Source organism: Vibrio marisflavi CECT 7928, from assembly GCF_921294215.1.
GTDB lineage: Bacteria > Pseudomonadota > Gammaproteobacteria > Enterobacterales > Vibrionaceae > Vibrio > Vibrio marisflavi.
Window position 1 is genome coordinate 964,030 of the sequence record NZ_CAKLDM010000001.1, and the last position, 20,720, is coordinate 984,749.

The window sequence follows — 20,720 nt, forward strand, 5'->3', positions numbered from 1 at the left end:
GATGATGAACAATCAAATCACACTATTTTTAGCCTTAGCCGTTTTATTCTTTGGTATCGTTGCAATTTTTGTTGTTATTTCTAGCCGTTTCAAACGCAAGAAAGCGCTAAGAAAATATGCCAGTAAAGAACTCGGAGACTCTACAGCCAGTAGTGATGGCGTTGAAAAATTCGAGCAGTATATCCCGAAAGTACTGTCGGCAAACACAGCAGATATTGACGATATGTTTAAGTCCGCTGGGTACTACGAGTTCAAATTTGCCTCTCTTTATATGCCTGCAAAATATATTGCTGCAGCTATTGGGGCAGGATTGATTTTTTTCCTCTCTCCAGCAGATTGGACAAGAATAGTGGTACTTCTATTCTGCGGCATTTGGTTGTGTGTTTGTATTTCTGTACCAGACATGGTGCTTGCTGAGAAAAAGAGAAAGCTAAAGAAAAGAGTATCAGCACAACTGCCCTATTTGCTTGATTTACTAGCAATGTGTGTCAAAACAGGCATGACGATTGAGTCATCACTTTTCTATTTGTCGGAAGAAATGAAAGGGTTCGACAAGCACATCGCACATACTCTGAATCAGACAAATGCGCGTTCTCGAATCGTCGGGTTAGACGTAGCGTTAGATGAGCTTTACCAACGTGTTCCGACGAATGCAATGCGTAGCTTCGTTATGACATTGAAACAAAGCTTACACTACGGAAGCTCAATATATGAAGTATTAACAACACTTGCTGCTGATATAAGAGAAATCACTCTACTGGAAACTGAAGAAAGAATGGGCAAATTGGCCTCAAAGATATCCGTTCCTATGATTTTATTTCATATGTTCCCGATAGTTCCTTTGGTTATAGGTCCGCCTATTATGAGATATTTTTCGTAGATAAGATTTAAAGAATATACACATGAAATTATTTAGCAAAATAGCAGTATGCCTAGCCATACTGCTAGCGGCCGGCTGCGCTTCAAATCCAGCCCAAAATACTGATTCATCGGTTGAATCTGCCTTAATCGTTACAAAAAACTATCAAGGCCTTATTAAACTATATAGAAAGCAGCTAAAACAAAAAGACTCTGCCGACACGCGAATTAAATTGGCTCAAGCCTATCTAAATTATGGCGATCCAAATTCAGCCATATTCACGATTAAGCCTGTAAATAAGACTGAGCCAAGTGTCGCGTCACTAGTTGTGCAAGCAAATGCTCAGCTAGACGTAAACAAAACAATGTCAGCACTTAGCTCAGCTATCTCTGCCGACCATATCGACCCAAATAATGGTGAAGTTGAAAACTTGCTCGGCGTTATTTACGCAACAGACAGCAATTACGCCAAGGCTCGACACTATTTCAACCTAGCAAGAGAGCATTTTTACGATGACGTGAAAGTCACCAACAATCTAGTTGTATTAGATATTTTGCAAAGCAAATATCAGCAAGCCGTTGATCGCATCATGCCAATGTACAAAAACAATCAAGCCGACAAACAGATGATGGCGAACCTAGTTATTGCAGTAGCAAAATCTAAAAATTTACAGTTGCTGGAAAGTATTTTGGAGCCTAAATATAGCGATCGCGCTATCGCTCAGTTGTACCTAACATTGCAAACAACAGAAGCAGTTACAGCTTTACCCTTACACCACAGCAAGCCAGCTTCCGCTAGCCAAGTTAATAAAAAGCCAAGCAAGTTAGCCAAGAGCCATCACAAGAAAGGCAAAAAATGATTCAGCGTAAAAGAAAAATGCTGGGCACTGTTTCGATCGAGTTTTCAATAGGGTTCTTAGCATTGTGGCTCTTTATGATGCTTTGGGTCGAAGTGAGTTACATGTCTTACGTGTCGTCGATTTGCGATCTAATCGTTACGCAAGCGGTTCGTGAAGCAAAAGTCGATGATGGCAATACCGACTTCATGAAAGATTTCCAAGGAGTTATCGACAAAAGCAGCTCTTATTGGAAAGGTGTGATTGATCCAAACAACTTTAGCATGTCAATTCAATACCTAACCAGTGTTGACAGCTTAGAGAAGGTTCAAGACGGTTGTAAAGTCCCACAAGGACAAACGACTGCGACATGTGGAGATCCTACGGACAGCGCTATAGCCATCTATCATGTCTCTTATTTGTTCCACACGATCACCGGAGACTTTACTTTTACTTCTGGCTTATTTAGCCGAGAAGAAATGGCAATACAGGAATATCAACGTGATAAAGTCCAAGTTTAATAAACCTCAACGAGGCGTATACGCCATTGAGTTTGCCATATTTATCGGCTTTTTTTGCGCTTTGCTGCTTTTTAGCGAACAAATCGTGGCTCAAATATCGATAAAAGGTCAGCTAGATCGACTCTCTTTTTCATTGGTTAGCATACTGAGAGAGCGCACGCAGCTGTATAACAGCGATTACACCGTAAGTAGAGATGATGCTACTGCTCTATATACCATTGCCAAAAATTCACTTACTAGAACACTGTCGAGCTATGACAGCAATAATCTAGGGGCGACTATTGAAGGCTTGACCTTTGACGAAAATGGCAAATCTCAAATTACCCGATATAACCTAGGTAGCCACCAATGCAATTTGTCTAAAACAATTGCTAGCTACTCGAATTTGTCGGTAGAAACTTCGTGGGGACGGCGAGATCCTTTGTATAGAGTCACCCTTTGTTACAAAGGTGCCAACTTCTATGGTGCCGCATATGGTGGTGACTACAGCGAAGTCAGCACTTCATCAATTTCGTTGGGAAGATAGTGCCATGAGAAACATGAAACGAAAGCAGCAAGGAGTTGCTGGCATTATATTCGTCCTTCTATTACTTGGAATGATCGGTTTCTTAGCGTTGGCAACTGATGGTGCCCGCGCATTGCAGACGAGAGCCCGTTTAGACAACGCATCTGAAGTAGCCTCAATAGCGGTTGCAGCACTCAATGATGACAATGAGAGTACAGACGGATCTGGCAGTGCAGTTAACCAGACGTTAGTAAGCAACTATGCGAAAGCGTACGTGCCAGATATTAACAATATAAACTCACTCAAGATCAGCAAAGTAGATTGTAGCCTAGATAATTCAAAGTGCTTAGACGACTTTGTTGATGGCTACCAGTACCAAATAAATATATCAACCGACCAGCTATCTTGGTTCCCTGGGGGCGATAACCAACAAGGTTTTGGTAAAACTTTTACCACTGCAAGTCAGGCTATTTCGCAAAAAGTAGAATCGCCAGTGGATACGGTCATTGTGGCAGATTTCTCAGGTTCTATGAATAACAGGCCTTCATCAGGCGGCAAAGCAAAATACAAACAATTACAAGATGTTGTACAAGAAGTTACCGATCAATTAGCCACACAAAATGCTAACCTCGCTGATGAGTACAAAAACAAAATTGGGCTTGCTGTATATAACACTGCGACGCACTCTGTACCATCGGACGGTCAAAGCTATCACAGTATCGTTCAGACTATAAATAATAATGGTCATCCGACTAGCAGTCATTCAAATGTTGATGCGACCAACACAATTCAACACATATTTGATGTCAAAAACAGTTCGTACGAAGTGTCTAATTCTGGAGGAAATTTCCATGACCTTCAGCTAACTACGGACTTTAACAGTTTCAACAGCTCGTTAGATAGTTTTTATCCAAGCAATGGCACCGCTTCTTATCAAGGTATCATTCGTGGAGCTCAGCTATTAAATACTGGAACACTCTCCAGAAGGTTGATGATTATTATATCTGATGGTGAGGATAACTATCCCAGCACAACTCAGAATTTAGTCGACAACGGAATGTGCGACACCATTCGAGACACGCTCGATAGTCAAACGGCAACAGTAAACGGCCAACCAGTCGAGACAACACTAGCTTTTATCGGATTTGACTACGACACCTCAACTAACCCTGCTCTTACTCAGTGCGTGGGTAAGAACAACGTTTATGAAGCGAAAGATGGTCAGCAAATGGTTAATCAGATTCTAGGAATAATCAACGAAGAAACAGGTCATTTGCGATGATCTGCAATTTAAACTAATACATTACTAAAGTGACAACTATGAAAAAACATTATTTTTTAATGTTGACGGCATTCTTATTGCCGTTGACAGCACAAGCACAATATACCCCTGATCTAAATAAAGTATTTAGCCTTTATTGCGGTTCAAAACATGGTGAATTTAAAGAACAAATTATTGTTGGTGACGGCACTGATTTAGCATTAAATCAAGGCCCATATTACCAAGTGCAAATGCTGAAAAAAACCAGCCCTGATAAATACCTTATTGAAAGTGTGTTAAACGAAGACTCTTTTAGCCAACAAAATATTGATAAAACATGCGAAGAATACTTACTAAAAGATATTATATCTCAGCATCAAAGTGTCAACGTCACACAGAAAGGAAAATTACTTGCTCGCGTTTATTTCAACTTTGATAAATCTGAGCTAACTAGCCGATCAAAGTACGTTTTGAATCAATTGATCAAGTCAATTAAGAATGGCAAAGACCCACTAACAGTTGCCGGCAACACTGACTCAATAGGCAGCATCGCGTACAACGTTAAACTTGGTAAGCAACGTTCAGATAGTGTCGTAAAGTACCTCAGTGCTCACGGTATTGACGCTAGTCTACTAACAGCAAAAAGTAACGGTGAATCTCATCCTATAGCAAGCAACAAAACAGCTAAAGGAAGACAAAAAAACCGCCGTACTGATGTCGTTGTTGACTAGTTATTTTTTGCTATTCAAAAGTTATAACAATTAGTCCTAAACCGACTTGTATAACACAATCTATGAGCGGAGCATGATGAAGGTTAGATCGTACTCTGCTAGTCATTGAGATACACAATTTATGAACACTTCAAATATCGATGTTATCACTTCATCGAAACCTGAATTGAACCGTAATTTTAGAATTGAGCGTATCAAAGCTCCCCATATATCTAAGATTATTAGAATCATTCTAAATTTAAACTATACAAACAAGGTAACGTTATTCTGTTACCTACTAACTTTAGCGTTATCCGTGTTTTCGGTGTGTGTGAACAGCATGCTTACACATTATTCTTCAGGAGAAACCTATTACACTAAGTATTTATTTCTAACAATGTTACTCTGCACCCTGATGTTATTAGTGCGCATATACCGAAAGCACCTACCTGCTATAAAGCTGTTTGTGCCACTACTCTGTGCTTTTTTTTCGCTTGTAATAGTATTAACTTTTTCAAATGTATTAAGGTTTACGCCGATCCATACGATTGATCTTACGCTATATAAATTAGACCTTATGTTGGGAATAGATCAGAACCAGATTATGAATTGGGTCTTCAGTCACAAGTACTTGGTATTAGTGCTAAGGCTTGCATACGCTTCATTAGGCTTTCAAGTCATATTCTTGACCTTGCCAATCTTTATTTTCTTTAGCCAAAAAAGCAGTGAATCTTTTTTGGCTAAGCTCGCTCTTGTTAACCTATTGGGTTTGACTATCTACTATTTTTTTCCGACAGCTTCTCCAGCCAGTGTCTTGAGCCATCAACACTTAGTCAGTGGCCAAATAAACCTTGCTCTAGCATTTAAGCAAATTCACCAAGGAATTATACCGAGCGACCTTGGAGATGGTCTGATTAGTTTTCCTTCTTTTCATATCATCTGGTCAACTCTCTATACCTATACTTTCAGGACTAAACGCTGGGTTTTCTACCCATTGCTCGTGCTTAACGCAATATTAGCTTGCTCGACTTTTTTACTTGGTTGGCATTATTTTGTAGATATTGTCGGTGGCTGGTTTGTCATGGCTGTCGCTATCTTTGTTGTTGATGTGTACCCAAAACTTTCTTATAAAAACAACAAACAGAAGACTCAAACATGTAATGCATAGAGAAAACCGCATTTGTAAAAACCGAAGGAAAAGCTCAAGTGCGTTACAAAAAGTGACGCACTTTATATCGTCAATAACCTTTAAAAAATCCACCATCCAGCAAAATATTCTGCCCCGTCATATGATTTGCTAGCGGCCCAAGCAGCGATAATACTGCGTCAGCGACTTCCTCAACTGAAGCATACTTTTTAAGTGGAATATTAGACACTTCATCTTGCATGAGCTCTTCAAAAGGCACGCCAGCTTGTTCCGCTTTACCTTTAAGCTTGTCAGTGTATGCTTTTGTCATCACTCCTCCTAAAGAAAGAGTGTTCACTGAAATTCCCTTTTCACCTAACGCTAGAGCCATTGTCTTGGCCTGACCTAACCATGCGTTTCTCAAACAATTATTCATTGCATAATGACTCATCGCAGATTTAGTACTCAAACCCGAGATCAACACGACCTTCGCGCCATTGTTCAACGCCTCACGCTCCACTAGCCCTTTCAATAAACTCAGCGGCTTAACAAAATAATTGTTGAACAACTTGAGCCAATCTTGCTCAGACGGAAACACTTTATTTGATGGTGCTACACGTGGAAGAATCAATACCAGATTATCGACTTTACCTTGTTGAATAATTTGGCTAGTGCACTGTTCAACACTTGCCGAGTCAAAAAAGTCCAATTGATAAAGCTCAGATGAAGCTTCAAGGTTAGCAGCCAATTTTGCTAGTTTATTTAGATCTCTTGACGCCAAAAGCAACTTGTCATTGCCCGATACTCGCCTAGCAATTTCGGCGCCTATCCCACTATTGGCGCATGTAATCAATGTTCTTTTCATTGTCATCCTTTTGTTATCAATGACGGCTTAAGATTGAAACGAGGTGAGAAGCAAGTGTACTATTTGCCCGGAGTCAATTCATAGCAAAAAAGGCTTAACCTTAATGCAAATCGGTCAACAAAATCCTACAGAAACCCAAGAAGAGATTGAACTAAACCACGGATTTTGGTTATCGACTTATGTGTGGCTTTCTATACTCGGTTCGCTGGTTGTTATAGGGCTATGCATTGAATCAACGCCTATTTTGCATTGGGTTCATGGTCAGGTTGTTATTGCTACATCAATTATCGAGCAAATGATGAGTAACTTATTACCGACTCTAAGCTTGTATGGGGTTCAACCCGCTGAATTTACTCGACAGCTTCAAACCATCGCAAATACTCCGTACACCATTTCTGATAGTTTATTGATCTCCTATAGCGTGATCGCAACTGTGAACATTGTCGGTTGTATAGGAATTTGGTATTGGCAGAAATGGGGGGTGTACATTACCTATTTTGGTATGCTGGTCACTTTCGCTGTAAATTGCTACACCGGATTCAGCACAATCGCATTTGTATCCAACCTCGCCAACGCGTACGCACTATACGTACTTATCCGACACAAATGGATGCAATACAACTAGCTTACCGTTAGTGCTTTACTTTAAAAGCAGTGGGCGTGGAAAACGAAGAATTTTTAGAACAATTACTATCATCTGTTGATTTCGCGTTGTCACTTTCGAATTGTAACTCAGCAATCAAACTCGCAAGATCCCCTTGGTGCTCAACGAGGCGACGAATGTTCTTAAAGTTAGAGTCTGTTCCTGTAACATTGTTGTCAAAGTGGACAAGCTTACCATCGATTGATAGCGAACCAGCAACAGCAACGTCTAACGAACTTGTTAGCTGCAAAAACTGCTCTAATGCTAACTCCAAAGCAAATTTATCTTTGGTTCTCATACCTAACTCCTAAATCAGCTCAATGAAATCTTCATCCCAGCTAGACGATTTACTATTGGTATAAATCAAATTACCTTCAATTACAGCACATTACAACGAGAATAATTGTGCAAATTAGCGCTATGGTAACAATTAAATTTTTTATATTATTATTTTTATCAATAGTGATAATGGTACAATTTACTATAGGAGTCACGTAAACGCCGTTCCTCTGACATAGTCCTGACATTATTACCTCAGTGTGTCTAACTAAGTTGCTAACGGATACAACTCAAGATACTATTGCGCCTCACTTCTAAACGAGATTACGTCAAATGAACAACTAATTCTGTCATCCTTTTATTTTTTCCATTGGATTTTCAGGGTTAGTCGGCGTATTCAATCGTCAAATTATTTGTGCATTCGATTCTGCAACTTTTTAGCATGCAACGTTGTTGGGCAGTTCTTTGAAAGCACATTCGCGCCCCTAACCCTCCAGAACAGGAGGCATATTATGTCCAACCCAAAAACAGATGTTATAAGACACAATAGCCAAGCTTGGGATAAGTTTGCTAAAGCCGAATGTGATTGGTCAAAGCCAGTATCACAAGAAATCATCTCAAATGCGAAGCAGGGGTCTTGGTCTGTACACATTACCAAAACCGCTTTAACAGAAGATTGGCTTCCCAAAAATTTGCAGGGCAAGAGAGTACTTTGCCTAGCTTCAGCTGGCGGCCAACAGGCACCAGTTCTAGCCGCTGCTGGCGCAATTGTAACTGTCTACGACATATCTCAAGAACAACTTAACAAGGACCGATTTGTTGCCGATAGAGACAATTTAGAGCTCGTTACTAAGCAAGGCGATATGAGAGATTTGTCTGTCTTCGAGAGTGAGAGTTTCGACTACATAATTTCACCAATCTCAAACTTATATATTCCAGAGTTAAAAAGACTTTGGCATGAATGTTATCGAGTACTTAAGACAAACGGTGTACTTCTAGCAAGTTTCTACAATCCTATTTTGTTTGTGTTTGAACGAAATAAGGAGTTGGAAGAACAAGGAATTTTAAAACCTAAGTACACTTTACCTTACTCGGATGCGACAAGCTTACAAGCTCACGAGTATCAGGCGAAACTCGCTTCGGGTGATGCCATTGTTTTTGGCCACACATTAACAGAACAAATCGGGGAGCAAATAAATGCTGGGTTTTCGATCACTGGTTTTTACGAAGATGAACACCCTACCCCTAGGTTCCTTATCGAGAACTACATGTCGACGATGATTGCAACGAAAGCAATAAAACGTGCAACAGGCAACACTTGGTAACTATCTAGCCATCAACAAGTTAGAACACAGGTGTTGGCTCCCAGATCGTCAAAATTGTGGGGGTGTCGATGTAATACAATCTGATATGAGCACCAAACTAGAACTCTAAAATAATCAAAATCCCCTATAGTGAACGGTACTTTAGGGGATTAATGAAATATTGAACTTGAATCAAAACACTCTAATGAATTATCCAACCCTAGTGCTATGCTGGGCGGCTTCTTTTAGTGGCTCATAACAAAGGCTTTGATATTCAGGCAAATAAGCGATATTGGATTTACAGCTGACGTAATCAAGTCTCTCGCTACTCATATTTGCTGCTATTGAATGAAGTAACGCTTGGTGATTGAGAGTGTACCGATATCCTAAAAAACCCAAAACCCCAACCACACCAACAACTAGACCAACTAACACTATTTTTCTTCTCATCCTTTTCCCTTAAAGTAAAGTATCGCTAATAAGCACAACATTTCATATCGTATAGTGCCAAAACTCACTTTTCCATCCTTTAACGGGTTCTCGTGTGGTATCTAATTTTTCGTGAATAGTATTATTTAGGTAACAAATAATTAAGTTTTAAGTTACATAAATATCAGCACAATTAACAATTGGCGCCAGTTCTAATTTGTGATAATTGCAGCGGAACTGATCACTTAACTCCCCTATATTGTGTTTTTCCATGCCGTAAGTGAATATCTATGTTCGAATATAGCAACAAACTCATCCAAGCATTAGAGCAGCTTTTTCTCAATAACGAACAAACTATCCAGCAAGCGTCGCAAATGTTTGCCGATGCAATCATTCATGACAACATGATTCAAATATTAGGAACCGGTCATTCCCATATGATTGGGCTAGAGGGTTTTATCCGGGCCGGAGGTTTAGGCAATATCAATGCAATATTAGACTCTACCGTTCTAACTTCAGATGGAGCGCTACGCGGCTCAAAGCTAGAGAAACTAAGTGGACTAGCCGAAATTTTGTGGCAGGAGCAAAATATCAACGAACATGATGTCATTGTCGTGGTATCCAACTCTGGCAGGAATGCCCTCCCGGTTGAGTTTGCTCAACTTGCTAAACAGAAAGGCCACAAAGTTATCGCCATCACTTCAGTGGAGCAATCAAGCAAGTATCCAAGTCGTCACCAAAGTGGACAAAAACTTATGGACATCGCAGATATCATCTTAGATAACCGCGTTCCTAGTGGTGATGGACTGTGTGAAATTAATGGCCGCGTAACCGGCGCGTTTTCCAGCCTTTCAGGTATGGCACTTATCAATACGATTTGCACGGAAGCGCAAAAAATCGCCTTAGAGCAAGGAGTGACACCGCTGATCTTTGGTAGCCAAAATGTCGATGGCTTCAACAATGATGATGTGTATGAGCATTTCAAAGGCCGATTAAAGGCGATGTGATTTCCACTTAAAATTGGCGTTGTATGAAGTTATCGCATCCACATGCGATAACTTTCATCTATATAGTGGGCGATTTTTGCGACTTAAACGTGCTTAACGTAGTTAAAAAATTCCGTATCTCGCTGATAATCATTTTTTTCATATAGCTGCTGAGCTTTCAAATTATCTACTGCCGTGCTCAACATCAAAAACGATGCGTTCGTTTCTTTTGCAAGAGCGTCAGCCTGATCTAGTAGCATTTGAGCAACGCCTTGGCAGCGGGCTGACTCCGCAACAAATAGATCGTAGAGCAGCCATGTATTTTGCATCTCTAACGAGCAAAAAAGCGGATATAGCTGCATAAAACCAACATATCGCCCTTCTTCGTCTGCAACGTAGTAAATTGTAGATTCATTTTTCTTAAGTCGATCCTGCAAAAACTGCTCTGGATTCTTGTCGGTATAATCAACTTGATAAAACGTTAAATATTCTTTAAATAATCCTGAAACTTTATCTAGGTCATCCGTGGCAGCTTTGTAAACTTCGAACATTATGTTCTCCAGACCTCTATCTTTTATCAACGTTCTGTATAGTACTCCTTAGAGCGCGATTGTGTATGACCTATCTCAACAATCCAAGCTATCAAGATCACCCCTACAAAAAAGCCCCGCTAGAAAAGCGGGGCTTATAAGGACGTTACTGCTTAAGCAATACAATTAAAACATAAAGTTAAATACTGCTTGAGCAAAGATACCGAAGGCTAATGTGCCAATTGCACAAATCGCGATAACTAAAGCTGGACCAAACGCTGTAGGCTCTGCTGCTACAGTTCCGTCAGTGTTTACTACTACATTTACTGATTCATCTGCTTCGCTAGACTCTTGCTTAGCAAATAGTGCTAGCAATATTCTTAGGTAGTAGAAGATCGACACAGCTGAACCAAGTACTGCGAGTAGTACAAAGCCTAGGTGGCCATTTGCAAGTACATCTGAGAACAAGAAGAACTTAGCAAAGAAACCTGCTGTTGGCGGAATACCTGCTAGGGACAATACTGAGATTGCCATAGCAACACCTGCTAGAGGGAAACGACGGCCTAAGCCACGGTATCCATCCAATTCACCCGTTGGGTTGTATTTACCAAGCATAGTAATCACAGCAAACGCGACCATATTCATAATGGCATAGCTAAAGCCGTAATACGCCGCTGCGCGAACAGAATGTGCCATTGATAGTGAATCATTTGGAATCACACTAGCCAGCGCCATCATTACGTAACCAAACTGCGCAACAGATGAATAAGCAAGGATACGCTTAGCGTTTGTTTGACGTAGTGCCAACAAGTTACCAAAGATAATGCTTAGGAACACAAGAGCCCAAAGAACACTTTCTAGGTGATACCAAAGCGGCTCAATCTGTAGCGCAAAGCTGATAAGGAATGTCAGCATAGCAATTTTAGCGATACTACCGATGAACGCCATCACAGGCGCAGGAGATGCTTGGAATACGTCAGCTAACCAAGTGTGGAACGGAGCAAGTGCCAACTCAAAAGCAATACCAACCAGCAAGAAAATGATACCCATGATCGCTAGTAGTGGAATCGCGTGAGCATTTCCAAGTGCTTCTGGGATCTGGTCAATCACTAGAGTGCCTGTACCGAAGTAAATCAGTGCAATACCAAACATAAAGAACGCAGCTGCAACCGTTGCTGTGATTGCATACTTAATCGCACCTTCAACAGCACCTTTGCGGCGTGGGTTCCACGCAACAAGAGCGAACATAGGGATCGCCACTGTTTCCATACCAATGAATGCTGCAAGCAAATTCACTGATGAAACAAGTAGGAAAGTACCCAATACTGCAATCAAGACGAGCCCATAGAACTCTTCATCAACGTGCTTGTTCAGTGCTGGATAGTTTTGAGCCAATAAAATTGTCGCTAAACCACCTGCTGCAAACAGCTCGAAAGCAACCAAAACAAAGTGGTTAATTTCGACGAAGTTTTCGATTCGGTGATCACTACCAAACAGTGTACCTACTTGGAACATCGTTGCCAGTAAGACAACGATAGAGCCAATGTAAGGGATTTGATTGTTCTTTTTGCCCGGCAATACGCCGAGCAATAAAACGATTAACGCACCAATACCAACAAAAGCATAAGGCAATACATAAGTTAAATCATGGAGTGACATACATTACCCCTTTAATAATTGCGTGAGTCAGTTCTACAGGTTTAGCATTAACCAAATCTGCTGTTGAGTGCGCCATAAGCTGCAATAGATAGTTAGGATCTAGACCTACCCAGAAAATGCCAATAACCAATACTGCTGCAATCATTTTCTCACGAGCAGTTAAGTCAAGAATGTCACGTGATTGGTTCTCTTCAGAGATAGGACCAAGCATTGAACGACCGTAAGCTTTTAGGAAGTAAACCACACCCAGTAGAATTGAGAATGCAGCCACACTTGCCCACAATGGTGAAGTACTAAAGCTACCCACTAGAAGTAGGATTTCACCAGCAAAGTTAGCTAGGCCAGGAACGCCAACACTTGCAACCATCAAGAATACAAGGAAAACACCGATACCTGGGATAACTTTGTATAGGCCACCCATTTTCTTCATGTCACCTTCGTAACCACGAGATTGAAGCATACCAACAACCGCGAACAGACCAGCAACTGATAGACCGTGAGCAACTAGCTGAAGTACCGCACCGTTTAGAGCTTGTAGCTGCCAAGCAAAGATTGCTAGAACAACAAGGTTCATGTGACTAACACTTGAATAAGCAATCACGTTACGAATATCGCTTTGTCTAAATGCTAGGAATGCGCCGTAAAGTGTACCAATTGCACCTAATGCCATGCCGATGTCAGCGAACTGATGCATCGCATCAGGGAAGATAGCTAGACAGAAACGTAAAATACCGTAAGCACCCACGTTCGCCATTACACCAGAAAGCAACATTGTTACTGCTGGGTTACCTTCACGATAAGTATCAGGAGCCCAGAAGTGGAATGGGAAACCCGGTACTTTGATTAGGAACGCAATCAAGAAGCCCGCTAAAACAAACTTCGACATAGTGCCTGTTAGTGGGTGACTTGCTAGGTAGAAGTAATCGAACGTCATGTGACCTGTTACGTGTACGTTTACTAGGTAAAGTACGATAAGAGACACTAGCATCAGCAAAGAGCCAGTGATGGTCACAATCATGAACTTAAGCGCTGCTTTCTTCGTACCCGCCGAACCCCAGAAGCTCAACATAAAGTAGATCGGGATTAGCATTAGTTCCCAGAACACGTAGAACAACAGTAGGTCTAGTGCCAAGAACGCACCGATAATGCCACTTAGCGTTACAAGCATCAGTGGACCAAAAGCATTCCAGCGGTCAACTTGTTTCCAAGCCGTCATGATAGAGACAAGGAACAGTGCACAACTTAGGCCAATCAGGCTTAAACTGATGCCATCGATGCTGAGCAAGTATTGGACCCCAAAGTCAGGGATCCAGTTAAGACGCTCGGTCATAGAGAAGCCATGTACATGGCCAGAGGTAAAGATCCACGCCACCATCAAGCACTCGATGACGACCGCAGAAAGCGTCAGTGAGCGAGCTAGCTCAGGTTGTTTGCGACAACCTAGCCATATCAGCACTGCTGCGATAAGCGGGAAGAAAATCAATAAACTAAGCATAAATAAACCTTATTGATTAAACCATGTAAAACAGCAATATAACGGCACCAACGATCATCCATAGGACGTAACGTGATACTTGATTGCCTTGCCCTTCGCTAATTATCTCACCACTGCTTGATACTGCAGAAGAGACACCACCGACGACACCTTTATTAAGAATCCAACGCTCGATTACTGTTTCTAGTAATCCAGTTAGCGCTTTAAAGCTACGGATAAAGATAAGCTTTGAAAGATCATCGATATACCAAGCTGCATTTAGGAACTTGTTGTCACCAATGCCCTTGCCTGTAGCAAGCTCTTTCTTAACCATTACATGGGCAATCCATACGCCAGCGATTGCAATCACAGCGCCTAGAACTTCAAGCAACAACCCAGTAGTCGGATCAAGTTCTGGCACAGCACCTAACACTTGGCTCAACCAAGGAACAAACAAGTGAGGACCGAAAGACCAATCTGATGGGAACTGAATCCAACCAATCGCGATAGAGCCAACAGCCAAGATGCCTGTTGAAACCTTCATCTGCCAAGGCAGACCTTTCTCGCTGATGTAAGATGGTTTAGTAAACTCAGTACGGTTCTTACCGTTGAATACCATGAAGTACATACGGAAAGCGTAGATGCTAGTAAATAGTGCACCCACTAGACCTAGCCCAGCGAGTAACCAACCTAAATGGCCAGTATCTGTTGCTGCGATGATCGCATCTTTCGAGTAGAAGCTTGACGTGATAACTGGCAGTGCAGCTAAGCTCGCAGAACCTGCTAGGTAAGTCCACTTCATCCACGGTAGACGTTTGCCAAGACCACCCATCTTACGGATATCGTGATCATGGCTATACATGTCGATGATGACACCAGAACCGATGAACAGCAGTGCTTTAAAGCAAGCGTGAACAATCACGTGGAAAATAGCTAAGTCGTACGCGCCTACACCAAGAGCTGCAAACATGTAACCGATTTGGCTGATTGTAGAGTAAGCAAGGATACGTTTGATATCGTTTTGCGCTACCGCACAAGTCGCTGCGTAGAATGCAGTGAATGCACCCACTAGTGATACCCACCAAGCTACATCAGGAACTAGGTTGTAAAGAACGTGAGTACGCGCGATTAGGTAAACGCCAGCCGTAACCATGGTTGCTGCGTGAATCAATGCCGAAACCGTTGATGGACCTGCCATTGATTCAGGTAGCCACACGTGCATTGGGAACTGTGCGGACTTCGCCATACCACCTGCTAGGAACAGTAGGCAGATTACAGCAATGATGCCAAGATCAACCGGTTGTGTTGTTGCTAGGTGGAAAATCTCTTGCAGGTTAACTGTCTTGAAAGAAACAAACGCAAGCAAGATACCGATAGCAAGTAGCGTATCACCAATACGGGTAACAACGAATGCCTTACGACCAGAGTAAACGTTCTTCTCTTTGTTGTAGTAGTGAGAAATCAAGCCGTATGAACATAGGCCCATGATTTCCCAACCTGTGTACAACAAGATTAGGTTATCGGCCATAACAAAGAACAGCATGCCCGCTACGAACAAATTCAAGTAGCAGAAGTAACGACGCTCACCAAAGTCTTTGCGCATGAACGGTACAGAGAACAAGTGGATTAGGAAGCCAACCCAAGTTGTTACTGTGATCATTACAAGCGTTAGTCTATCGACTGTTAGGCCAATGTTGACCTTCCATGCACCGACAGACATCCACGTCCACAACTGTTGATGGTAATCAGGATTAAAATCACTGTTAATCCAAAGTGCACCAACCAAAATCGCCGAAATGAACACCGAGCTTGCCGCCATAATACCGCTTGCACGAAGTGGCATTCTGCCACCTAGCAATACGATAATTGCAGCGCTAAGTAGAGGTAAGGTAGGGATTAACCATAAAACGTTATTCATTATAGCTCTCCCCCTTTCGCTACTAGACGATCGCTAAGCTGGTTAAGCTTGTCAACGCGAGTTGTTTTAAGGTGACGGTAAGATAGCATCGCTAGCATAAGTACCACTGAAAGTTCACAACCTGCAGCAATCATCAAAAATAGCGTCACTACTTGCCCTGTTGGGTCATTCCAGTATTGCCCTGCACCAACAAGTGCAAGAGCAACACCGTTAAGCATCACTTCAATGCCCATAAGAACGAACAGTAGTTGACGACGAACTAAAACAATTAAAAGACCAATCACAAACATCAGCAGTGACAAAGTCAGAACAGTAAACACACTCATGCTTGCTCCTCCAATGCCGTTTCTGAAGCATCTGCTTCAGCTTGCGGTTTAACATGTGCAGCTAGATAAATCACAGCAACAAGAGCACCTAGTAGAAGAGTTGAAATCGCTTCGATGGCAAGTTTGTAATGCTCGAATAAGTCGTAACCGACGCTTTTCGCACTGATCATGTGAACAGTTTGCGCAGACTCAACCGTTAAAGAGCTAGTCAACACAAGGAAGCCTTCAACCAACATCACAACCAATAGGATGACTGGTAAAATGATGCTTTTATTGGCTGTCATAGGAAAGCTTTCACTTGCCGGACTGAGCATAATGAAAAAGACAAACAACACCATAATCGCGCCAACGTACAAAATAATTTGTAGTGCAGCGACAAATGGCGAGCCAAGAAGATAGAAGATCACTGCCAGTGCCAATAGAGAGGTAGTGAGGTACACTGCCCCATGCATCGGCTCTTTGACGAACAGCAAACTTATTGCAGCAAGCAGCATAATCACACTGCTTGCGTAGAATATAATATTCCAAGTTAACATTATTTACCTCGCCAAATTACGGCAGCAAAGTGTAAACATCGATAGGCGGTTTCTCGTCCGCACCATCACCTATAGCCTTCCCTTTAATTGCTACGCCAGCATGCTCGTAGTAATTAAAATCAGGGTGCTTACCAGGACCATCAATCAGAAGATCTTCTTTCTGGTACACCAACTTCTCATGAGTGTATTTACCCATTTCAAAATCAGTCGTACATTGAATCGATAGCGTTGGACAGGCTTCTTCACACATGCCGCAGAAAATGCAGCGACTGAAGTCCAATTGGAACTTCTTCGCATAGCGGCGCTCGTCTTCACGCTCAGAACCTTGAATGGTGATCGCGTTCGAAGGACAAACTGAAGAGCACAAGTAACAAGCAACACAGCGCTCGTCACCTGATGGATCTTTTGTCAAAACAATACGGCCACGCCAACGCTCTGGTAGATCTGGCTTAACTTCCGGGTAGCAGACAGTATCTCTGGGAGCCCAAGCATGTTTAAGGGTCGTTCCGAAGGCCCCTGTGACTTCACTGAGTATTTTTAATATTTTCATAATTCTTCTCGATAAAAGAGCTTTCTCGATCAATTCCGCATATTGAATACAGAATGGCTACATCCAGAATGCACCGATGATCGCTGTCGCAAGGATATTCAACAAACCAAGAGGTAGTAGGAATTTCCAACCGAACGCCATCAATTGGTCGTAACGGGTTCTTGGCAAACTTGCACGCATCCAAACAAAGAAGAATACGAGTAAGAATGTTTTCAAACAGAACCAGAATACGCCCATTAGTGGGAAAGCTTCTGCCCAAGGACCATGCCAGCCACCAAGGTACAAAGTAGTAGTCATCGCGCCGACTAGAATCACGCCTAGATATTCACCTAGGAAGAACATCGCGAATGGCATACCACCGTACTCAGTGTTAAAACCTGCGTTCAATTCGTTTTCTGCTTCTGGCATATCGAATGGAAGACGGTGAGTCTCAGCGATACCCGCAATTAGGAAAACAATGAAGCCAACTGGTTGTAGCACAATGTATGGAATCGTTTGAGCATCAACGATTTTGCTTAAGCTAAAGCTGCCCGCTAGCATAACCACACCAAGAACAGCGACACCCATAGCTAACTCATAGCTAATTAGCTGTGCGATAGTACGGATTGCACCAAGCATTGTGTATTTCGAGCTTGACGCCCAACCACCCAAGAACACACCGTAAGCATGAATCGAGCTTAGGCCCATCAAGAACAGCAAACCAACATTCAAATCGCCAGCCCAAGAAATGTTCTGACCGACAGGCAGCAATGCAAAACTCACTAGAATTGCAACTACCACCAATATTGGCGCTAAGATATACAGCTTTCTGTCTACGAAGCCGGGTAAAAAGTGCTCTTTTGTTAACAGTTTTGCTGCATCACATAATGCTTGGAAAATACCAAATGGACCTGCACGGTTAGGGCCGTAACGGTCTTGTAGAAGTGCCAAAGCACGACGTTCAAATAGGACTGTGTAACCAGCAACAAGGATCAAACCAAAAATGGTGACCACCATGCCAATCAGAACATAAATCCAATAGTGCAAAGGATCCATTAAGCTTCTCCTACCGTTGCTGTTTTCGCTTTGGCTTTGCCATTCGCGTCAACATTGGTTGCATCAATAAAGAGATCCGCTGCTTTCTCTAGCTGAACTGGAGCAGCAATCTCAGTACCCAGTTTGTTCACATCTACGCGAGACAAGGCTACTGCGTTGTCAGCAACATGAGAATCAATCACAACTGTGCGTGTTACTTGCTTCTTCGCTACTTTCACTGTCAGGCGATCACCCGTTTTAACCGAAATCGCGTTCGCTAATTCAGCATTGACATAAATAGCTGCGTTCGGCTTTAGAGAAGCAAGCTCGTCAGCGCAATCTGCAATGTAGCCTTCACCATGCCAGCGTGATAGAGCAACTTGAGTCTGCCCTGCTTTCGCTGGTTTGAATGATGCATCTTGCTCTTTAGCTGAAAGCTCAATTGCAAACTTACTTGCATCAAGGCGAACACCTTGTGAGCCAGCTTGCGGGTGCGTTTCTGTTAACCCAGCAAGGAAGTTATTGATCGCTTCTTGGTCAACATCCACCATTTGCTCGATTAACACTTCAGCACTAAATAGAGACTCTTGACGTTTAAACGACTGAGCAAAGCTTTGTAGGCGACCTTCATAGTTGATAGTCATACCATTGCGCTCTGGCCATGCCGCTAGAGGAATCACAAGGTCTGCTGCTTTCACTGAAGCAGTATTGATCTTATCAGCAACGATTAAGCGCTTAACTTGGCCACGTAGATCTGACCAACCTGTCGCTTTCTCGCCGAACGGATCAGAGCCAACAACCAATAGTGTGTCGATTTCGCCTTTCGCCAATTTCTGCTTCAGCTTGTCACAAGAATCAGCTTCAGCAACCAACGCTGCACCTGTCGAACCAGCTGCCGATTGAGCAATCGCTAGTTTTGCTTTTTCGCCTAGAGTAGCAGTTACTTTCTCTAACGCCTTGATACCAGACACGTTAAGTAGTTCAGCCACACCTAGAATCACAACTTTGTTAGCTTCTTTCGTAGCTGCTGCGAACTTGTTTACCCACTCGCTGTTAACAGACTCACCAGCACAAGCTTTTTCGACTTGCTCTAGCGTCTCTAACCACTGTGAAGGAGCAACAGTTTGGCTTAGGCCTTTTTGGAATTTACGTGACGCTGTCACTAAGTGAGAGCCAGTAGCGTGAAGAATATGAACTGGACGCTTCTCTTTCATCACTTGGCGAACTGCCATGTCTAACATAGGAGCATGTTCAGTTAGTTCACCAACAACAAGAACTACATCCGCTTGTTCGATCTCTTTTACGCTTGGCGCATTTGAGTTCGCAGCTACTGCTGCTTTGGTAAATGCTTCTTCTGTCTCAGACACAAATGGTGAGAAAGGCGCATTCAGTTGAGCGGCTAGCTGGCGAAGTGCTGTATTAGTTAGCAAGTCTTCTTCAGCAGAACCTAAGATACCCACGCGACCTTGCGCTTCACCAAGCTCTTTTGCTAGGCGCTGAGCTGGCTCTGCATCAGCAAGTGGTTTGCCATCAAGTAGAACTTGCAGTGGACGATCTTTTGCTTCAGTACCATGCGCGCCATAACGGCCACGGTCACAAATGAAGTAAGGGTTTACTGCAGACTTGCCTTCTTCCGCCGGGTGAACGCGACGTAGAGTACCTTCACGGCCACCCACTTCAACATTACAACCTACGCTACAACCAGAACAGATAGAATCTGCTTTATCTAGCATCCAAGTGCGGCTGTACTTACGACGGTAAACTTTATCCGTGAATACACCAGTTGGACATACTGTCACTAGGTTGCCAGAAAACGGGCTGTCAAAAGCGCCATCTTCAGTGCGACGGAACAACACGTGGTTGCTTGAACCCATTGCTCCAAAATCATCGCCTAGAGCGTAGTTTTGGTAGTAACGAACACAGCGGTAACAAGTTACACAGCGGTTCATGGTTTGATAAACCAGTGGACCAAGGTATTGATCAGGCATTGTACGCTTCATGCCATCGTAACGACGGTACGCGTGACCTACGCTGATTGTAGTATCTTGTAGGTGGCAATCACCACCTTCATCACATACTGGGCAGTCATTCGGGTGGTTAGTCATGTAGAACTCAACCACACCTTTTTGAATTTGCTGAGCTTTATCGCTCTTGAATTTGTAACGCTGACCGTCTTGCGCAGGAATAGTACAAGTCATCACAGTACGTGGACGCTCACCTTCTTTTTGTGGCACTGTTTCCATTGCACAAATACGACAAGAGCCCGCAGCACCTAGCGCAGGATGATAACAGAAGTAAGGCGCTTCGATGCCTGCACGGCGAGCTGCGTCTAGGACGTTCTCACCCGCTTCGAATTCAACCGCTTTATCATCAATATAAATAGTACCCAT

Annotated in this window: 22 protein-coding genes; 10 read left to right on the forward strand and 12 right to left on the reverse strand. The window is 42.7% G+C overall.

Annotated features, from left to right (window positions below):
* The first annotated feature begins 1 nt into the window (after position 1).
* From L7A31_RS04300 to L7A31_RS04330, 7 genes are all read left to right on the forward strand, one after another.
* Positions 2-880, forward strand: coding sequence for a type II secretion system F family protein (locus tag L7A31_RS04300; protein ID WP_237360266.1), 879 nt, complete (start codon positions 2-4; stop codon positions 878-880).
* A 22-nt stretch (positions 881-902) separates the two neighbouring features.
* On the forward strand, positions 903-1,718 hold the full coding sequence (locus L7A31_RS04305; protein WP_237360267.1) for a tetratricopeptide repeat protein: 816 nt from the start codon (positions 903-905) through the stop codon (positions 1,716-1,718).
* Positions 1,715-2,215, forward strand: coding sequence for a TadE family protein (locus L7A31_RS04310; protein ID WP_237360268.1), 501 nt, complete (start codon positions 1,715-1,717; stop codon positions 2,213-2,215). The genes L7A31_RS04305 and L7A31_RS04310 overlap by 4 nt, the downstream gene beginning before the upstream one ends.
* Positions 2,196-2,741 (forward strand): tight adherence pilus pseudopilin TadF, encoded by a 546-nt coding sequence (gene tadF / locus L7A31_RS04315; RefSeq protein ID WP_237360269.1) that lies wholly within the window; start codon positions 2,196-2,198, stop codon positions 2,739-2,741. Before L7A31_RS04310 ends, tadF begins: the two co-directional genes overlap by 20 nt.
* Positions 2,689-4,002 (forward strand): TadE/TadG family type IV pilus assembly protein, encoded by a 1,314-nt coding sequence (locus L7A31_RS04320; protein WP_237360270.1) that lies wholly within the window; start codon positions 2,689-2,691, stop codon positions 4,000-4,002. The genes tadF and L7A31_RS04320 overlap by 53 nt, the downstream gene beginning before the upstream one ends.
* Positions 4,003-4,040: 38 nt before the next feature.
* Positions 4,041-4,712: an OmpA family protein gene (locus tag L7A31_RS04325; RefSeq protein ID WP_237360271.1), complete on the forward strand. Its 672-nt coding sequence runs from the start codon at positions 4,041-4,043 to the stop codon at positions 4,710-4,712.
* A 394-nt stretch (positions 4,713-5,106) separates the two neighbouring features.
* Positions 5,107-5,859, forward strand: a complete 753-nt coding sequence (locus tag L7A31_RS04330) for a phosphatase PAP2 family protein (protein ID WP_290368738.1) — start codon at positions 5,107-5,109, stop codon at positions 5,857-5,859.
* A 70-nt stretch (positions 5,860-5,929) separates the two neighbouring features.
* Here L7A31_RS04330 and L7A31_RS04335 read toward each other — a convergent pair whose 3' ends face one another.
* A complete protein-coding gene (locus L7A31_RS04335; protein WP_237360273.1) occupies positions 5,930-6,682 on the reverse strand; it encodes an SDR family oxidoreductase in 753 nt (250 codons plus the stop codon).
* Between the two features lie 103 nt (positions 6,683-6,785).
* On the opposite strand from L7A31_RS04335, the gene L7A31_RS04340 reads away from it, so the two are divergent.
* Entirely contained in the window at positions 6,786-7,307 is a 522-nt protein-coding gene (locus tag L7A31_RS04340) for a hypothetical protein (RefSeq protein WP_237360274.1), read from the forward strand.
* A gap of 7 nt (positions 7,308-7,314) precedes the next feature.
* On the opposite strand, the gene L7A31_RS04345 is transcribed toward L7A31_RS04340, so the two are convergent.
* Positions 7,315-7,623 (reverse strand): hypothetical protein, encoded by a 309-nt coding sequence (locus tag L7A31_RS04345; RefSeq protein WP_237360275.1) that lies wholly within the window; start codon positions 7,621-7,623, stop codon positions 7,315-7,317.
* Positions 7,624-8,116: 493 nt separating this feature from the next.
* Here L7A31_RS04345 and L7A31_RS04350 point away from each other — a divergent pair, with 493 nt between their 5' ends.
* Complete coding sequence (locus tag L7A31_RS04350) at positions 8,117-8,929, forward strand: class I SAM-dependent methyltransferase (RefSeq protein WP_237360276.1); 813 nt, start codon at positions 8,117-8,119, stop codon at positions 8,927-8,929.
* Between the two features lie 189 nt (positions 8,930-9,118).
* Here the strand turns inward: L7A31_RS04350 and L7A31_RS04355 are convergent, their stop codons facing one another.
* Positions 9,119-9,358, reverse strand: a complete 240-nt coding sequence (locus L7A31_RS04355; RefSeq protein WP_237360277.1) for a hypothetical protein — start codon at positions 9,356-9,358, stop codon at positions 9,119-9,121.
* Between the two features lie 269 nt (positions 9,359-9,627).
* On the opposite strand from L7A31_RS04355, the gene L7A31_RS04360 reads away from it, so the two are divergent.
* Positions 9,628-10,344: a sugar isomerase domain-containing protein gene (locus tag L7A31_RS04360; RefSeq protein WP_237360278.1), complete on the forward strand. Its 717-nt coding sequence runs from the start codon at positions 9,628-9,630 to the stop codon at positions 10,342-10,344.
* Positions 10,345-10,427: 83 nt separating this feature from the next.
* On the opposite strand, the gene L7A31_RS04365 is transcribed toward L7A31_RS04360, so the two are convergent.
* From L7A31_RS04365 to nuoG, 9 genes are all read right to left on the reverse strand, one after another.
* Positions 10,428-10,874 (reverse strand): GNAT family N-acetyltransferase, encoded by a 447-nt coding sequence (locus tag L7A31_RS04365; RefSeq protein ID WP_237360279.1) that lies wholly within the window; start codon positions 10,872-10,874, stop codon positions 10,428-10,430.
* Positions 10,875-11,039: 165 nt separating this feature from the next.
* Positions 11,040-12,512, reverse strand: a complete 1,473-nt coding sequence (locus L7A31_RS04370) for an NADH-quinone oxidoreductase subunit N (RefSeq protein WP_237360280.1) — start codon at positions 12,510-12,512, stop codon at positions 11,040-11,042.
* Positions 12,499-14,007 (reverse strand): complex I subunit 4 family protein, encoded by a 1,509-nt coding sequence (locus L7A31_RS04375; protein ID WP_237360281.1) that lies wholly within the window; start codon positions 14,005-14,007, stop codon positions 12,499-12,501. The genes L7A31_RS04370 and L7A31_RS04375 overlap by 14 nt, the downstream gene beginning before the upstream one ends.
* Before the next feature lie 16 nt (positions 14,008-14,023).
* Complete coding sequence (nuoL, locus tag L7A31_RS04380; RefSeq protein WP_237360282.1) at positions 14,024-15,904, reverse strand: NADH-quinone oxidoreductase subunit L; 1,881 nt, start codon at positions 15,902-15,904, stop codon at positions 14,024-14,026.
* The gene (gene nuoK / locus L7A31_RS04385; protein WP_237360283.1) at positions 15,904-16,230 is read right to left on the reverse strand and encodes an NADH-quinone oxidoreductase subunit NuoK; all 327 of its coding nucleotides are present in this window, start codon (positions 16,228-16,230) and stop codon (positions 15,904-15,906) included. The genes nuoL and nuoK overlap by 1 nt, the downstream gene beginning before the upstream one ends.
* Positions 16,227-16,766 carry an NADH-quinone oxidoreductase subunit J family protein gene (locus L7A31_RS04390; protein ID WP_237360284.1) on the reverse strand — a complete coding sequence of 180 codons (540 nt, stop codon included), beginning with the start codon at positions 16,764-16,766 and terminating at the stop codon, positions 16,227-16,229. The genes nuoK and L7A31_RS04390 overlap by 4 nt, the downstream gene beginning before the upstream one ends.
* A gap of 16 nt (positions 16,767-16,782) precedes the next feature.
* The gene (gene nuoI / locus L7A31_RS04395) at positions 16,783-17,316 is read right to left on the reverse strand and encodes an NADH-quinone oxidoreductase subunit NuoI (protein WP_237360285.1); all 534 of its coding nucleotides are present in this window, start codon (positions 17,314-17,316) and stop codon (positions 16,783-16,785) included.
* A 57-nt stretch (positions 17,317-17,373) separates the two neighbouring features.
* Positions 17,374-18,351, reverse strand: coding sequence for an NADH-quinone oxidoreductase subunit NuoH (gene nuoH, locus L7A31_RS04400; RefSeq protein ID WP_237360286.1), 978 nt, complete (start codon positions 18,349-18,351; stop codon positions 17,374-17,376).
* The gene (gene nuoG / locus L7A31_RS04405; protein ID WP_237360287.1) at positions 18,351-20,720 is read right to left on the reverse strand and encodes an NADH-quinone oxidoreductase subunit NuoG; all 2,370 of its coding nucleotides are present in this window, start codon (positions 20,718-20,720) and stop codon (positions 18,351-18,353) included. The genes nuoH and nuoG overlap by 1 nt, the downstream gene beginning before the upstream one ends.

Excerpts from the sequence above, each read along its gene's own strand:
- L7A31_RS04365 (WP_237360279.1), bottom strand. The coding sequence starts at position 10,874 with ATGTTCGAAGTTTACAAAGCTGCCACGGATGACCTAGATAAAGTTTCA.
- L7A31_RS04345 (WP_237360275.1), bottom strand. The coding sequence starts at position 7,623 with ATGAGAACCAAAGATAAATTTGCTTTGGAGTTAGCATTAGAGCAGTTT.
- L7A31_RS04390 (WP_237360284.1), bottom strand. The coding sequence starts at position 16,766 with ATGTTAACTTGGAATATTATATTCTACGCAAGCAGTGTGATTATGCTG.
- L7A31_RS04350 (WP_237360276.1), top strand. The coding sequence starts at position 8,117 with ATGTCCAACCCAAAAACAGATGTTATAAGACACAATAGCCAAGCTTGG.
- L7A31_RS04330 (WP_290368738.1), top strand. The coding sequence starts at position 5,107 with ATGTTATTAGTGCGCATATACCGAAAGCACCTACCTGCTATAAAGCTG.
- L7A31_RS04300 (WP_237360266.1), top strand. The coding sequence starts at position 2 with ATGATGAACAATCAAATCACACTATTTTTAGCCTTAGCCGTTTTATTC.
- nuoL (WP_237360282.1), bottom strand. The coding sequence starts at position 15,904 with ATGAATAACGTTTTATGGTTAATCCCTACCTTACCTCTACTTAGCGCT.
- L7A31_RS04325 (WP_237360271.1), top strand. The coding sequence starts at position 4,041 with ATGAAAAAACATTATTTTTTAATGTTGACGGCATTCTTATTGCCGTTG.
- L7A31_RS04320 (WP_237360270.1), top strand. The coding sequence starts at position 2,689 with ATGGTGGTGACTACAGCGAAGTCAGCACTTCATCAATTTCGTTGGGAA.
- nuoK (WP_237360283.1), bottom strand. The coding sequence starts at position 16,230 with ATGAGTGTGTTTACTGTTCTGACTTTGTCACTGCTGATGTTTGTGATT.
- L7A31_RS04355 (WP_237360277.1), bottom strand. The coding sequence starts at position 9,358 with ATGAGAAGAAAAATAGTGTTAGTTGGTCTAGTTGTTGGTGTGGTTGGG.
- L7A31_RS04360 (WP_237360278.1), top strand. The coding sequence starts at position 9,628 with ATGTTCGAATATAGCAACAAACTCATCCAAGCATTAGAGCAGCTTTTT.
- nuoH (WP_237360286.1), bottom strand. The coding sequence starts at position 18,351 with ATGGATCCTTTGCACTATTGGATTTATGTTCTGATTGGCATGGTGGTC.
- L7A31_RS04310 (WP_237360268.1), top strand. The coding sequence starts at position 1,715 with ATGATTCAGCGTAAAAGAAAAATGCTGGGCACTGTTTCGATCGAGTTT.
- L7A31_RS04335 (WP_237360273.1), bottom strand. The coding sequence starts at position 6,682 with ATGAAAAGAACATTGATTACATGCGCCAATAGTGGGATAGGCGCCGAA.
- nuoI (WP_237360285.1), bottom strand. The coding sequence starts at position 17,316 with ATGAAAATATTAAAAATACTCAGTGAAGTCACAGGGGCCTTCGGAACG.
- nuoG (WP_237360287.1), bottom strand. The coding sequence starts at position 20,720 with ATGGGTACTATTTATATTGATGATAAAGCGGTTGAATTCGAAGCGGGT.
- L7A31_RS04305 (WP_237360267.1), top strand. The coding sequence starts at position 903 with ATGAAATTATTTAGCAAAATAGCAGTATGCCTAGCCATACTGCTAGCG.
- L7A31_RS04375 (WP_237360281.1), bottom strand. The coding sequence starts at position 14,007 with ATGCTTAGTTTATTGATTTTCTTCCCGCTTATCGCAGCAGTGCTGATA.
- L7A31_RS04370 (WP_237360280.1), bottom strand. The coding sequence starts at position 12,512 with ATGTCACTCCATGATTTAACTTATGTATTGCCTTATGCTTTTGTTGGT.
- L7A31_RS04340 (WP_237360274.1), top strand. The coding sequence starts at position 6,786 with ATGCAAATCGGTCAACAAAATCCTACAGAAACCCAAGAAGAGATTGAA.